The sequence below is a fragment of the Paraburkholderia sp. JPY419 genome (assembly GCF_050435705.1).
In the GTDB taxonomy this organism is placed as follows: Bacteria; Pseudomonadota; Gammaproteobacteria; order Burkholderiales; family Burkholderiaceae; genus Paraburkholderia; species Paraburkholderia youngii.
Window position 1 is genome coordinate 1,818,824 of record NZ_JBNDKV010000002.1, and the last position, 12,939, is coordinate 1,831,762.

General features: G+C 65.1%; 12 protein-coding genes and 1 tRNA gene. 5 read left to right on the forward strand and 8 right to left on the reverse strand.

Going from position 1 to position 12,939, the window contains the following annotated elements; translation table 11 throughout:
* Positions 1–3: 3 nt before the first annotated feature.
* Together gatA and gatC are read right to left on the reverse strand one after the other, a co-directional pair.
* Positions 4–1,491, reverse strand: a complete 1,488-nt coding sequence (gene gatA / locus QFZ91_RS14465; protein ID WP_429567616.1) for an Asp-tRNA(Asn)/Glu-tRNA(Gln) amidotransferase subunit GatA — start codon at positions 1,489–1,491, stop codon at positions 4–6.
* 156 nt (positions 1,492–1,647) lie between these two features.
* Complete coding sequence (gatC, locus tag QFZ91_RS14470; RefSeq protein ID WP_429567617.1) at positions 1,648–1,947, reverse strand: Asp-tRNA(Asn)/Glu-tRNA(Gln) amidotransferase subunit GatC; 300 nt, start codon at positions 1,945–1,947, stop codon at positions 1,648–1,650.
* 372 nt (positions 1,948–2,319) lie between these two features.
* Here gatC and QFZ91_RS14475 point away from each other — a divergent pair, with 372 nt between their 5' ends.
* The 5 genes from QFZ91_RS14475 (at position 2,320) to rodA (ending at position 8,777) form a co-directional block, all read left to right on the forward strand.
* Positions 2,320–3,363: a rod shape-determining protein gene (locus QFZ91_RS14475; protein ID WP_004189550.1), complete on the forward strand. Its 1,044-nt coding sequence runs from the start codon at positions 2,320–2,322 to the stop codon at positions 3,361–3,363.
* A gap of 154 nt (positions 3,364–3,517) precedes the next feature.
* Positions 3,518–4,654, forward strand: coding sequence for a rod shape-determining protein MreC (gene mreC / locus QFZ91_RS14480; RefSeq protein ID WP_429567618.1), 1,137 nt, complete (start codon positions 3,518–3,520; stop codon positions 4,652–4,654).
* A complete protein-coding gene (gene mreD, locus QFZ91_RS14485) occupies positions 4,651–5,163 on the forward strand; it encodes a rod shape-determining protein MreD (RefSeq protein ID WP_176109827.1) in 513 nt (170 codons plus the stop codon). The genes mreC and mreD overlap by 4 nt, the downstream gene beginning before the upstream one ends.
* A gap of 79 nt (positions 5,164–5,242) precedes the next feature.
* Positions 5,243–7,618 carry a penicillin-binding protein 2 gene (gene mrdA, locus QFZ91_RS14490; RefSeq protein WP_429567619.1) on the forward strand — a complete coding sequence of 792 codons (2,376 nt, stop codon included), beginning with the start codon at positions 5,243–5,245 and terminating at the stop codon, positions 7,616–7,618.
* Between the two features lie 10 nt (positions 7,619–7,628).
* Positions 7,629–8,777 carry a rod shape-determining protein RodA gene (gene rodA, locus QFZ91_RS14495; RefSeq protein WP_176109829.1) on the forward strand — a complete coding sequence of 383 codons (1,149 nt, stop codon included), beginning with the start codon at positions 7,629–7,631 and terminating at the stop codon, positions 8,775–8,777.
* A gap of 80 nt (positions 8,778–8,857) precedes the next feature.
* On the opposite strand, the gene QFZ91_RS14500 is transcribed toward rodA, so the two are convergent.
* From QFZ91_RS14500 to QFZ91_RS14525, 6 genes are all read right to left on the reverse strand, one after another.
* Complete coding sequence (locus tag QFZ91_RS14500) at positions 8,858–9,595, reverse strand: tetratricopeptide repeat protein (RefSeq protein ID WP_184226150.1); 738 nt, start codon at positions 9,593–9,595, stop codon at positions 8,858–8,860.
* A complete protein-coding gene (locus QFZ91_RS14505) occupies positions 9,592–10,374 on the reverse strand; it encodes an HpcH/HpaI aldolase family protein (RefSeq protein WP_429567620.1) in 783 nt (260 codons plus the stop codon). Before QFZ91_RS14505 ends, QFZ91_RS14500 begins: the two co-directional genes overlap by 4 nt.
* A 203-nt stretch (positions 10,375–10,577) precedes the next feature.
* Positions 10,578–11,021: a 6-carboxytetrahydropterin synthase QueD gene (queD, locus tag QFZ91_RS14510; RefSeq protein ID WP_026228977.1), complete on the reverse strand. Its 444-nt coding sequence runs from the start codon at positions 11,019–11,021 to the stop codon at positions 10,578–10,580.
* Positions 11,022–11,030: 9 nt separating this feature from the next.
* The gene (gene queE / locus QFZ91_RS14515) at positions 11,031–11,663 is read right to left on the reverse strand and encodes a 7-carboxy-7-deazaguanine synthase (RefSeq protein ID WP_429567621.1); all 633 of its coding nucleotides are present in this window, start codon (positions 11,661–11,663) and stop codon (positions 11,031–11,033) included.
* Between the two features lie 54 nt (positions 11,664–11,717).
* Positions 11,718–12,449: a 7-cyano-7-deazaguanine synthase QueC gene (queC, locus tag QFZ91_RS14520; protein WP_176109832.1), complete on the reverse strand. Its 732-nt coding sequence runs from the start codon at positions 12,447–12,449 to the stop codon at positions 11,718–11,720.
* A gap of 395 nt (positions 12,450–12,844) precedes the next feature.
* Positions 12,845–12,920 (reverse strand) — tRNA-Phe (locus QFZ91_RS14525).
* Positions 12,921–12,939 lie beyond the last annotated feature (19 nt).

The following is a 12,939-nucleotide window of genomic DNA, read 5'->3' on the forward strand; positions in this document are numbered from 1 at the left end:
TGCTCACACTCCTGCCGGTGCCTGACGGTGCCAGTCGGTCGCGCGCTGGAACGCGTCGGCCACCTGAAGCATCCGGGCTTCATTGAAATAGTTGCCGATGATCTGCAGACCGACCGGGCGCTGCGCATTCGCGCCCGCGCCGAAACCGCACGGCACGCTCATGCCCGGCAGGCCGGCGAGGCTCACCGACAACGTGTAGATGTCGGCCAGATACATCTGCACCGGGTCGTCGCCCTTCGCGCCGATGTCCCATGCCACCGACGGCGCGACCGGTCCCATGATCACGTCGCACTGCTTGAACGCTTCCTGGAAGTCCTGCGCGATGATGCGGCGGATCTTCTGCGCCTGCAGGTAGTACGCGTCGTAGTAGCCGTGCGACAGCACGTAGGTGCCGACCAGAATGCGGCGCTTCACTTCGGGGCCGAAGCCTTCGGCGCGCGACTTCTTGTACATGTCGAGCAGATCGCGGTACTCGGCCGCGCGGTAGCCGAAGCGCACGCCGTCGAAACGCGACAGGTTCGACGAGGCTTCGGCCGGCGCGATCACGTAGTAGACCGGGATCGACAGTTCGGTTTTCGGCAAAGACACCTCGACGAGCGTCGCGCCGAGCGCTTCGTATTGCTTCAACGCGGCGTCGATAGATGCGCGCACGTCGTCGGCGAGACCGGCGCCGAAGTACTCCTTCGGCAGGCCGATGCGCAGGCCGGCGAGCGGCTTGTCCGCGCCGCCGTCCCGCCACGACTTGCCGAGGTAGCGCGTGTAGTCCTCGTGCTCGTGCGACAGGCTCGTCGAGTCGCGCTCGTCGAAGCCGGCCATCGCGTTGAGCAGCGTCGCGCAGTCCGCGGCGCTTTGCGCCATCGGGCCGCCCTGATCGAGCGACGACGCGAACGCGATCATGCCGTAACGCGACACGCGGCCATACGTCGGTTTGATGCCGGTGATGCCCGAGAACGACGCCGGCTGGCGGATCGAGCCGCCGGTGTCGGTGCCGGTCGCGGCGGGCGCGAGACGCGCGGCCACGGCGGCCGCCGAGCCGCCCGACGATCCGCCCGGCACGGCCTTGCGGTCCCACGGATTCTGCACGGCCCCGAAGTACGAATTCTCGTTGGACGAGCCCATCGCGAACTCGTCCATGTTGGTTTTGCCCACGCACACCATGCCGGCGTTCTGCAGACGCGCGACCACGGTCGCGTCGAACGGACTTTCGTAGTTCGCGAGCATCTTCGAGCCGGCCGTGGAGCGCCAGCCCTTCGTGACGAACACGTCCTTGTGCGCGATCGGCAGGCCGACGAGCGGGCCGGCGTGGCCGGTGTGCAGCAGCGCGTCGGCGGCTTTCGCCTGCGCGAGCGTCAGTTCGGGATCGACCTGGATGAACGCGTTCAGGCTGTTGGCCGCGTCGATCCGCTTCAGGTACAGCTGCGCCAGTTCGACTGCGGAGCATTCCTTGGCCGCGAGCGCGGCGCGCAGTTCGGTCAAACTTTTTTCATGCATTGCGTTTTATCCTGGAAAGCGCGGCAGCGTGGTCACGCTGCCGTGGAGGCGTTCGGTTGCCCGTCGGCAGACGGCCCGGCACGCTCGCGGCGAAGCCGCGCGCCTGCGCACGAAAGGCTCGTGCTGGCGCCGGGCCCGGGGTCTGCCCGACGGGTCTTATTCGATCACCTTCGGCACGAGGTACAGGCCGTCCTGAACGGCCGGCGCGGGGCGCTGGAAAGCCTCGCGCTCGACCGTCTCGCTGACGGCGTCGTCACGCAGACGCAGCGCGACGTCTTCGATCTGCTCGATCGGGTGGGCAAGCGGGGCGATGCCGGTGGTATCGACCGCCTGCATCTGCTCGACGATGCCGAAAAAATCATTGAGCTGGGCACGCGTGTGCTCGGCGTCGGAATCGGCCAGTTCGAGCCGCGCGAGATGCGCGATGCGTTTTACATCGGTCAGGGTCAGAGCCATGCAATCACCGGAAAGGGTGGAATGTCACTACAGTTAAAAAGTCGCGCTTTAACAGCGGGTTACGACAAAATAGGACAATCTAAAAAAGGAGCGGCAACGGCAAAATGTACGCTCCGTTTCCTTCAAAACATCCAAAATTATAAGGTATGATTACGCGTTCGACCCAAACCCGGACCGACTTACCAAGGCCTTACGGACAATTCAAAGAACGTCCGGCGTTTTCCGCCCTGGCTTTGCAACGGCCTCCGGTAGACTCCCCCGCGGCTTCAAGTTCATGTGGCGTCGCTACCGCCCGGTTGAAGCTGTTATTTATTCCGCTGCCGTCCCACGCATACGGTGCGAGGCCCGGCCCCCAGCGAGACAGGATTTTGAATGTTCGGTTTTTTGCGCAGCTACTTCTCCAACGATCTGGCCATTGACCTCGGCACCGCCAACACGCTTATCTACATGCGCGGCAAGGGCATCGTTCTCGACGAACCGTCGGTCGTGTCGATCCGCCAGGAAGGCGGCCCGAACGGCAAGAAGACCATTCAGGCAGTCGGCAAGGAAGCCAAGCAGATGCTCGGCAAGGTGCCGGGCAACATCGAGGCGATCCGCCCGATGAAAGACGGCGTGATCGCCGACTTCACCGTCACCGAGCAGATGATCAAGCAGTTCATCAAGACTGCTCACGAATCGCGTATGTTCTCGCCGTCGCCGCGCATCATCATCTGCGTGCCGTGCGGTTCGACCCAGGTCGAGCGTCGCGCGATCAAGGAAGCCGCGCATGGCGCGGGCGCCTCGCAGGTGTACCTGATCGAAGAGCCGATGGCCGCCGCGATCGGCGCGGGCCTGCCGGTGTCGGAAGCAACGGGTTCGATGGTCGTCGACATCGGCGGCGGCACGACCGAAGTCGGCGTGATCTCGCTCGGCGGCATCGTGTACAAGGGCTCGGTGCGCGTCGGTGGTGACAAATTCGACGAAGCGATCGTCAACTACATCCGCCGCAACTACGGCATGTTGATCGGCGAGCAGACCGCCGAAGCCATCAAGAAGGAAATCGGCTCCGCGTTCCCGGGCTCCGAAGTCAAGGAAATGGAAGTGAAGGGCCGCAATCTGTCGGAAGGCATTCCGCGCAGCTTCACGATCTCCAGCAACGAAATCCTCGAAGCGCTGACCGATCCGCTGAACCAGATCGTGTCGTCGGTGAAGATCGCACTGGAACAAACGCCGCCGGAACTCGGCGCGGACATCGCCGAGCGCGGCATGATGCTGACCGGCGGTGGTGCGCTGCTGCGCGATCTCGACCGACTGCTCGCCGAAGAAACCGGCCTGCCGGTGCTCGTCGCCGAAGATCCGCTGACTTGCGTAGTGCGCGGCTCGGGCATGGCGCTCGAGCGCATGGACAAGCTCGGCAGCATTTTCTCGTACGAGTAAGCGAGCCTTCCTCCCATGTCAGTAGCGCGGATCTGGCACACGGCCCCTTGCGGGCCGCTTTGTCGTTGGCTGGGCCGACCAGCCTCCGCGCGCTGAACGCGCTTGCCTAGCGCGCCGCCGTCTCACCCAACCGCTCACGCCCCCGGCGCCGACCATGGAATACAGTCCGCCGCCCCTGTTCAAGCAAGGCCCCTCCGCTCTCGCGCGACTGGTGTTCTTCGTCGTGCTGGCGCTTGCCCTGCTGATCTCCGACGCCCGTTTCCGGACGCTCGAAATCGTCCGCGGCGTGCTCGGCGCGGGTCTTTATCCGTTGCAGCGCGCGGCGCTCGTGCCGCGCGACATCTTCATGGGCGCCGCCGACCTCGCCGTGACGAGCGCCACGCTGCGCAACGAAAACGCAAAGCTGCGCGAGAAGGAGCTGCAGCTGTCGCAGCAGGCCAACACGGCCGCGTCGCTCGCTGCCGAAAATAGTCATCTGCGCGCACTGATGCAACTGTCGCAGCAGCTGACCACGCAATCGCTTCCCGCCGAAATCCAGTACGACACGCGCGATCCGTTCACGCAGAAGGTCGTGATCGGACGCGGCGCGCAGCAAGGCATCCAGAACGGCTCGCCGGTCGTCGACGAGGACGGCGTAATCGGCCAGGTCACACGGGTGTTCCCGCTGCAGGCCGAAGTCACGCTGCTGACGGACAAGGACCAGGCGGTGCCGGTCGAAATTCTGCGCACCGGCTTGCGCAGCGTGATCTACGGCACGCCGAAGGGCGACACGCTCGATCTGCGCTTCGTGCCGATCAGCGCCGACGTGCAGACCGGCGACGAGCTCGTCACCAGCGGTCTCGACGGCGTGTATCCGCCGGGGCTGCCGGTCGCGAAGGTCGTGCGCGTCGACAGGCAGGCCGACACCGCGTTTGCCCGCGTGGTCAGTCTGCCGGTCGCGGCGGTGCGCGGCGCGCGTCAGGTGCTGGTGCTGCACGTCCAGAACACCGCGCCGCCGCGCCCGGCCGACGAGCCCGACGCGGCGACCGTCGCGAAAGAAGCGAAAGCGAAGAAGGGCGCCAAAGCCGCGGAAGGCAAGGGCGCGGCGGACAAATCCGCCGCCAGGTCGGCGGACAAGAACGCCGCCGACAAAGCCCCCGCCGAAAAACCCGCAGCAAAATCCACGGAAAAGGCGCCGGCCAAAGCCGCCCCCGACAAGAAGTCCGAAAAGCCCGCAGCCGACCGAAAAGCCGACAAACCGGCCGCCGCGAAGAACGCGAAGCCGCAAGCCGAGCCGGGGGCTCAGCCATGAATCGCCCGCAATACATCTTGCAGCCGGTCAACCCGTACTTCATCGCGTTCAGCCTCGCCTCCGCGTTCCTGCTGAACCTGATGCCGTGGGGGCGTCTCGCCGGCGTGCCCGATTTCGTCGCGCTCGTGTTGCTGTTCTGGAATGTGCATCAGCCGCGCAAGGTCGGCATGGGCATCGCGTTTTTTCTCGGCCTGCTGATGGACGTGCACAACGCGAGCCTGCTCGGCGAGCACGCGCTCGCGTACACGCTGCTGTCGTACGGCGCGATCACGATTCACCGCCGCGTGCTGTGGATGTCGCTCGGCGTGCAAACCTTCGCGGTGATGCCGCTACTCGTCGTCGCGCAACTGGTGCCGTTCGTGATCCGGTTGTTGACCGGTGCGGCGTTTCCGGGCTGGAGTTATCTGATCGACGGTTTCGTCGAAGCCGCGCTGTGGCCGCTCGCGAGCATCTTGCTGCTGATGCCGCAGCGCCGCCCCGCCGACCCGGACGATACGCGCCCCATTTGAACCCGCATCGGGCCCACCGCCCGCGGCCAGTTTGGGCGCACACTCTTGATGGCCGCATGCCGGCCTTTTGCAGAATCGCATGACCGAATTCAAGGACACTCAACAGCAGCTCACGAAATTCCGCCTGCGCGTCGCGGCGGCGGGCCTGTTCGTGTTCGTCTGCTTCGGGCTGATCGGCTTTCGCTTCCTGTTCCTGCAGGTCTGGCACTACAGCAAGTACTCGCTGCAGGCCGATGAAAACCGTATCTCCGTCGCGCCGATCGTGCCGAACCGCGGCATCATCACCGACCGCAACGGCGTCGTGCTCGCGAAGAACTACTCGGCCTACACGCTCGAAATCACACCCTCGAAGCTGAACGACACGCTCGATAACGTGGTCGACAACCTCGCTACGGTAGTCTCGATCGACGCGCGCGACCGCCGCCGCTTCAAGAAGCTGCAGGAAGACTCGAAGAACTTCGAAAGTCTGCCGATCCGCACGCGCCTGACCGACGACGAAGTCGCGCGCTTCACCGCGCAGCGCTTCCGTTTCCCCGGCGTCGAAGTGCGCGCGCGGCTGTTCCGTCAGTACCCGCTCGGGCCTACCGCCGCGCACGTGATCGGCTACATCGGACGGATTTCGCAGCGCGACCAGGACCGCATCGACGACGCCAGCGATCAGAACGACAGCGATCCGGACCACTACGATCCGCGTCTGGACGCGAACAACTACAAGGGCACCGATTACATCGGCAAGATCGGCGTCGAGCAGAGCTACGAAACCGAGCTGCACGGCCAGACCGGCTTCGAGGAAGTCGAGGTGACGGCGGGCGGCCGCCCGGTGCGCACGCTGTCGCGCACCCAGGCGACGCCGGGCAACAACCTCGTGCTGTCGCTCGACATCGGCCTTCAGCAGGTCGCCGAGCAGGCGTTCGCCGGACGTCGCGGCGCGCTCGTGGCGATCGAGCCGTCCACCGGCGACGTGCTCGCGTTCGTGTCGGCGCCGAGCTTCGACCCGAATTCATTCGTCGACGGCATCGACCAGCAGACCTGGGACGAGTTGAACAACTCGCCCGACCATCCGCTGCTGAATCGGCCGCTACACGGCACCTACCCACCAGGCTCGACCTACAAGCCGTTCATGGCGCTCGCCGCGCTGTCGCTGCACAAGCGCACGCCGAGCTGGGGCTTCCAGGACCCCGGCTACTACACGTTCGGCGGCCACACGTTCCGCAACGACGTGCGCTCGGGCCAGGGTTGGGTGGACATGAACCGTGCGATCGTCGTGTCGAACGACACGTACTTCTACATGCTCGCGCACGATCTCGGCGTCAACAACATCGCGAACTTCATGAAACCGTGGGGCTTCGGGCAGATCACCGGCATCGACATCGCCGGCGAAGCGAAGGGCATCCTGCCGTCGACCGACTGGAAGCGCCACGCGTACCGCAAACCCGAGCAGCAGAAGTGGTACGAAGGCGAGACGGTCAGCCTCGGCATCGGCCAGGGCTACAACTCGTTCACGATCCTGCAGCTCGCGCATGCCACCGCAACGCTCGCGAACAACGGCGTCGTGATGAAGCCGCACCTCGTGCGCGACATCGAGAATCCGATCACGAAGGACACGCGGCCGGTGGTGCGCGACCCGAGTGACAGGATCGCGGTCAAGCAGCAGGACATCGACTTCATCAAGCATGCGATGGAAGGCGTGGTCACGAACGGCACGGCGGCCAAGGTGTTCGCCGGCGCGGCGTACCAGGCGGCGGGCAAGACCGGTACCGCGCAGGTGTACTCGCTGCAAGGCGCGAACTACAAGGGTCACGCGATCGCTGAGAATTTGCGCGATCACGCGCTGTTCATCGCGTTCGCGCCCGTCGAGCAACCGAAGATCGCGCTCGCGCTGATCGTCGAAAACGGCGGCTGGGGCGCGGAGGCGGCCGGTCCGATCGCGCGCAGGGTGCTCGACTATTACCTGGTCGGCAAGAACAAGCCCGGCGTGGTCGAAGCAGCCGTCGCGGCAGCGGCATCTAACACCGTCGAAGCGTCCGCGCCACAGGTCGGTGAGACGCCGGCGCAGCATGAGGGCGCCCAGCCGCTCAGGATTGCGGCGGGCTTCAAGGCACTGCCGGTGCCGGGGGCGGCGGCTGCCGCGGCGGCCTCGGGTGCGTCGGCGGCTGTTGCGGCTTCGGGCGCGAACGGCGCGTCCGTGCCGGTGGCGGCATCGGCTGGCGCGGCGGCAACGGTGCCGGCCAGCGCACCGGCAGCGGCTTCGGCCAGTGCGGCGCGGGCGGCGTCGGCGGCCAGGGCGGCATCGGCTTCGGCCGCGGCAAAGAAATCCGCGTCGCGTACGTCCGACGCCCCGCACAAACCCCGTCCGGCCAGCGAGCCGGCGCCGAGCGTCGCGGCCCCATCGCGCGAGGACAGCGTCCAGGGCGCGTCACCGCGCCAGCCCGCCACCGGCGGTATCGACGAATAAGGAGAAAGGCATGCAATTCGACAAGCGCGCCTGGCTCGACCGCATCAAGCGGATGTTCGCGGGCTTCGACCGTCCGCTCGCCCTGATCGTGTTTCTGCTGCTGTGCGTCGGCATCGTCACGCTGTACAGCGCGAGTCTCGATATGCCGGGCCGCGTCGAAGACCAGTTGCGCAACATCCTGCTCACCTTCGTGCTGATGTGGGGGCTCGCCAATGTGCCGCCCAACACGCTGATGCGCTTCGCGGTCCCGCTTTACACGTTCGGGATCGCGTTACTGGTCGCGGTCGCGATGTTCGGTCTCACGCGCAAAGGCGCGAAGCGCTGGATCAACGTCGGCGTGGTGATCCAGCCATCGGAAATACTGAAGATCGCGACACCGCTGATGCTCGCCTGGTACTACCAGCGCCGCGAAGGCGTGATGCGCTGGTACGACTACCTGGTCGGCTTCGCGATCCTCATCGTGCCGGTCGGCCTGATCGCGAAGCAGCCCGACCTCGGCACGGCCGTGCTCGTGTTCGCCGCCGGCCTGTTCGTGATCTACTTCGCGGGGCTGAGTTTCAAGCTGATCGTGCCGGTGCTGATCGCAGGCGTGATCGCGGTTGTGTCGATCGCGGCGTTCCAGGACAAGATCTGTCAGCCCGAAGTGCAGTGGCCGCTGATGCACGACTATCAGAAGCACCGTATCTGCACGCTGCTCGATCCGACCTCGGACCCGCTCGGCAAAGGCTTCCACACGATTCAGGCGGTGATAGCGATCGGTTCGGGCGGCCCGCTCGGCAAGGGCTGGCTGAAGGGAACGCAAGCGCATCTGGAGTTCATCCCCGAAAAGCACACCGACTTCATCTTCGCGGTGTTTTCGGAAGAGTTCGGTTTGGCGGGCGGGATTGTGCTGCTCACGCTGTACATGCTATTGATCGCGCGCGGGCTCTACATCGCGGCCAATGGCGCGACCTTGTTCGGGCGATTATTGGCCGGCTCGTTGACGATGGCGTTCTTCACGTACGCGTTCGTCAATATCGGCATGGTGAGCGGCATTCTGCCGGTGGTCGGCGTGCCGTTGCCGTTCATGAGTTACGGCGGCACCGCGCTGACTACACTGGGTGTCGCGACCGGGCTGATCATGAGTGTCGCGCGACAGAAGCGGTTGATGCAGAGCTAAGCGTAGCTAACGGCACGCAGCAATTGAAAATGCCAAAAGGGCGTTCATTGCGAGCGCCCTTTTGCTTGATTGCTGCTTCACTACTGGGGTTTCACTTCCTTCTGATCGCGCAACTGCGCGCTCAACTGCTGATACTTCAGGCGCGCGGCCGGATCGCCCTGTGCCGCCGCGGCCGCGTAATACGCGCGCGCCACATTCAGATTCCGGTCGACACCATCGCCGCCGCGCTCGTAGAACGAGCCGGTCACATACTGCGCGGTCATGTCGCCGCCCTGCGCCGCCTTCTTGTACCAGACGAACGCCTGCTTGTTGTCGCGCTCGGTACCACGTCCGTCGAGGAACTGATTCGCGAGCGCGAGTTCCGCCTGCACATGACCCTGCGCGGCGGCCTTCATGAACCAGCGATGCGCCTCCACCGGGTCGCGCTCGACGAACTCGCCATCGTCGTACATCTTGCCGTACACGTATTGCGCGTGCGACATGTTCGCGTCGGCGGCCTTGCGCAGCCACTTCTTGCCTTCGTCGACGTTGACCGGCGTGCCTTCGCCGTTGAGCAGCATCATCGCGTAGTTGAACTGGGCGAGCCGGCTGCCGCGCTCGGCGGCCTCGCGGAATTCGGTCAGCGCAGCGGCGAGGTTGCCGGCGTTGTAATCGGCCACTGCGGATTGCGTCTGCGGATCGTTCGACCTGGCGACGTGATCCTGTGCGTACGCGGCGCTCCACGCGGTACTCGCGAGCAGCGCCGCCGCCGTAATGGTCACTTGCGCGGTCGCCCGCGCAATCCTCGGCCCGGCGCCCCCCTGCACTCTGCCGTTCATGACCTCACCTCCTGTAATGCCTGGCGCGTCGCGCGCAACATCCAGATCACGTCGGCGGCCAGCGCCACGAAGCGAAAGCCCGCGTCGCGATGCTGCCGCGCGCCGGCCACGTCCATCGCGAAGATGCCGGCGGCAATGCCGGCTTGGTCGGCCGCGCCGACGATGCGCGCCATCGCCGCCTGCACGTCCGCGTGCTTCGCGTCGCCGAGATGACCGAGGCTCGCGGCCAGATCGGCCGGCCCGACGAAAACGCAGTCGACGCCCGGCGTCGCCGCGATTTGCTCGACCTCGCGCAAGCCGCGCGCCGATTCGATCTGCACAATCGTCGCGATTTGTGCGTTCGCCGTCTGCACGTAGTCGCGCCGCATGCCGTAGCCGGCCGCACGCACGACGCCCGCGACACCGCGCAGGCCGTCGAGCGCCTCCGCGGTCGGATATTGGGTGAGCCGCACGGCGCGTGCCGCGTCTTCAGCGGATTCGATGTTCGGGAACATCAGCGTGCGCGCGCCGGCGTCGAGCACGCGCTTGACGAGCCACGGCTCGCTCGCGGGCACGCGCACCACCGGCTCGCTCGGCAGATGGGCGGCGGCGATCGCGCGCAATTGCGACTCGACGCCGCCGCTATCGTTCGGCGCGTGCTCCATGTCGATCAGCAGCCAGTCGAAGCCGGCGTGCGCGAGCGCTTCGGCGGCGGCCTCGCTGCCGAGCGACAACCACAGCCCGAACAGCGGCGCGTTGTCCTTCAGACGTTGTTTGAGGGAGTTGGTGAAGGTGCTCATCGGCTGGCCTCGCGCAGGTTTGCAATGCGAAGCGGGGCCAGATAGCGAATCAGGCAGGCACCGGGGCGCTGACGGCCTCGATACTTGCTGCGACGCGATGCGGTGACCGGCATGTCTCGCTCCGTGTGTTGGTCGCAACGATCATACCGTGACAATAACGCGAGAGTTCGCTCGCGCGGCGGGGTGTGGATTCAGGCGGTAAGCTAGTCGCGGACCACGTCGGCCCAGCAGTTCGGCGTCTCGTACAGACGCACTTTATGCAAGCGCAGGTTCACGCCGTAGTGCGCGTCGTAGACGTTCGCGAGGATATCGAATGCAATCGCGGCGAGGTTTTCGACCGTGGGAATGCGATCGATCACGACCGTCTTGTGACCCGCCATGCTGTCGAGAAAGCCACGCACCTGCGTGTCGCCTTCGTAGACGAGAAACGCGTGGTCCCACTTGTCGACCAGGTGCTCGTTTGCGAGCGACTTCACGTCGGCGAAATCCATCACCATGCCGCGGTCGGGCGCGCCTTCGGTGTCGACCAGATCGCCTTGCAGCGTGATTTCGAGCACATAGCGATGGCCGTGCAGATTACGGCACTGGCTGCGGTGATCGGGGATGCGGTGGCCCGCGTCGAATTCGAGTTTTCGGGTAATCGTCAGCACGGCAAATCAGGGAATGTTCAGATACTTGTGAGTCTGCATCGACAGGCGCCACTGCGGATGACGCTTGCACCAGTCGATCGCGAGCTTCGTGTTGATGTCGCGCGACGGACCGTCCATCGGCTGGACGAGGAAATACTCGAAGTCGAGCTTCGCGTAGTCGGCGAGGCGCTGGTTGTCCTGCGGGATCACGACCTTCAGTTCGTTGCCCTTCGTCACGACGAGCGGCGCGCCGGCCTTCGGGCTCACGCAGATCCAGTCGATCGTGTCGAGCACCGGCAGCGAGCCGTTGGTCTCGATCGCGATCTCGAAGCCGGCCGCGTGCAGCGCGTCCACGAGCGGCTGATCGATCTGGAGCATCGGCTCGCCGCCGGTGCACACGACGAAGCGTTCGCCCTCGCCTTGCGGCCATTGCGACGCGATCATCGCGACGAGTTCGTCAGGTGTACGGTACTTGCCGCCGTTCTCTCCGTCGGTGCCGACGAAGTCGGTGTCGCAGAAACGGCAGACGGCTTCCGCGCGATCCTCTTCGCGGCCCGACCACAGATTGCAGCCTGCAAAACGGCAGAACACGGCCGGCCGGCCGGCATTCGCCCCCTCGCCCTGCAACGTGTAGAAGATTTCCTTGACCGCGTACGTCATGCTGCTTTCTGTCCTGTGTCCCTGAATCAATGATGCGCGCTCTTGCGCGAACCGTCACACGGGCTCGGTGACTTTCTCACCGGCGAGGTAAGCCTCATAGCCACGTTTGCGCAACCGGCATGCCGGGCATTCGCCGCAGCCGAAGCCCCATGAATGCAGTTCGGCGCGCTCGCCGAGGTAGCAAGTATGGGTCTCGACGCGCACCAGTTCGACCAGTGCGTCGCCGCCGAGCTCGTGCGCGAGACGCCATGTATCGGCCTTGTCGAGCCACATTAGCGGTGTCTCCAGCGCAAAACGCTTGTCCATGCCGAGATTCAGCGCAACCTGCAACGCCTTCATCGTGTCGTCGCGGCAATCGGGGTAGCCCGAGAAGTCCGTCTCGCACATCCCGCCGACCAGCACCTGCAAACCGCGCCGATACGCGATGGCCGCGGCGATCGTCATGAACATCAGATTGCGGCCCGGCACGAACGTGTTCGGCAACCCATTGGCCGTGGCTTCGATCTCGATCTCGCGCGTCATCGCGGTGTCGCTGATCGCGCCGAGCAGCGACAGGTCGATCGTGTGATCGTCGCCGAGACGATCGGCCCACGCCGGAAACGCACGCACGACGGCCTGACGGAACCCCTCTCGGCATTCGAGCTCGACCCGATGACGCTGACCATAGTCGAAGCCGATCGTTTCGACCGTGTCGTAACGATCGAGCGCCCACGCGAGACACGTGGCGGAATCCTGGCCGCCGGAAAACAGCACGAGCGCGCTACGCTTAGCGTCTTTGCGGATCACCGTGATACTCCGTGAATGAGAGCGCCACGTCGCGCTGCGCGAGGTGCGCTATGCGAGCAACGCGGCGCGACGTGTGCCGGCATTGTGCCGGCCCAAAGCAGTATAGGTCGCGCGTTGCGCGTTATCGTGGCTGGGCGCTTATACCGCCGATCGTCGGGCGAAGGATTGGGTGCTTCGGTGCGATACGCTCGGCACCGCATTCGCGCGGCATACGACCGCGTGCGACGCCTGCATGCAAGTCCTTGAACTGGCGCGATTTTATCACGCGACACCGAATGTCACCGACGCCTGTTGTCCGACGCGTCGTGGCTCCAACTGCATGGCGAGCCAAAGTGACGACTTGTCCGCCAAATGGAAAAGCCCCAGGAATCTTGCGATTTCCTGGGGCTGAATCCTGGTGGCCTGGGGCGGAATCGAACCACCGACACGCGGATTTTCAATCCGCTGCTCTACCAACTGAGCTACCGGGCCAACGAAGAACGAAACTATA

Excerpts from the sequence above, each read along its gene's own strand:
- gatC (WP_429567617.1), bottom strand. The coding sequence starts at position 1,947 with ATGGCTCTGACCCTGACCGATGTAAAACGCATCGCGCATCTCGCGCGG.
- QFZ91_RS14505 (WP_429567620.1), bottom strand. The coding sequence starts at position 10,374 with ATGAGCACCTTCACCAACTCCCTCAAACAACGTCTGAAGGACAACGCG.
- mrdA (WP_429567619.1), top strand. The coding sequence starts at position 5,243 with ATGACCGAATTCAAGGACACTCAACAGCAGCTCACGAAATTCCGCCTG.
- QFZ91_RS14475 (WP_004189550.1), top strand. The coding sequence starts at position 2,320 with ATGTTCGGTTTTTTGCGCAGCTACTTCTCCAACGATCTGGCCATTGAC.
- rodA (WP_176109829.1), top strand. The coding sequence starts at position 7,629 with ATGCAATTCGACAAGCGCGCCTGGCTCGACCGCATCAAGCGGATGTTC.
- mreD (WP_176109827.1), top strand. The coding sequence starts at position 4,651 with ATGAATCGCCCGCAATACATCTTGCAGCCGGTCAACCCGTACTTCATC.
- QFZ91_RS14500 (WP_184226150.1), bottom strand. The coding sequence starts at position 9,595 with ATGAACGGCAGAGTGCAGGGGGGCGCCGGGCCGAGGATTGCGCGGGCG.
- gatA (WP_429567616.1), bottom strand. The coding sequence starts at position 1,491 with ATGCATGAAAAAAGTTTGACCGAACTGCGCGCCGCGCTCGCGGCCAAG.
- queE (WP_429567621.1), bottom strand. The coding sequence starts at position 11,663 with ATGACGTACGCGGTCAAGGAAATCTTCTACACGTTGCAGGGCGAGGGG.
- mreC (WP_429567618.1), top strand. The coding sequence starts at position 3,518 with ATGGAATACAGTCCGCCGCCCCTGTTCAAGCAAGGCCCCTCCGCTCTC.